The sequence below is a fragment of the Fulvivirga lutimaris genome (assembly GCF_009711525.1).
Classification (GTDB): Bacteria; Bacteroidota; Bacteroidia; order Cytophagales; family Cyclobacteriaceae; genus Fulvivirga; species Fulvivirga lutimaris.
This window is the reverse complement of record NZ_SMLV01000014.1, coordinates 1-270: the sequence shown is the minus strand read 5'-3', so window position 1 is coordinate 270 and position 270 is coordinate 1. Positions and strand designations below refer to the sequence as shown.

Annotated in this window: 1 protein-coding gene; it reads left to right on the top strand. The window is 40.7% G+C overall.

Annotated elements, in window-relative coordinates:
* On the top strand, positions 1-270 hold a 270-nt coding region (locus tag E1140_RS21080; RefSeq protein ID WP_185153297.1), incomplete at both ends, for a hypothetical protein.

Genomic DNA, 270 nt, shown 5'->3' with positions numbered 1-270 from the left:
AACCGAGCGCGTGAGATTATTGCAAATTATCACCAAAAGGCCTCTGAAAAAGCAGGTACTCCAGGGCCAGAAATGGTTCTTGAGATGAATTCTGGAGAATGGGATATTATGGCAATTTGGGGTATGAAAGGCGGTATCTCTGATATGGATTGGGAAGTAAATCCTAATGGTATAAAATGGAGAAAAGCGATGAATGAAATTGCCGGAAGTGCTGAAAAAGCACAGGCCATAATTGATGAATTAGATAGTCTTGTAGACAGGAGTTCTTCA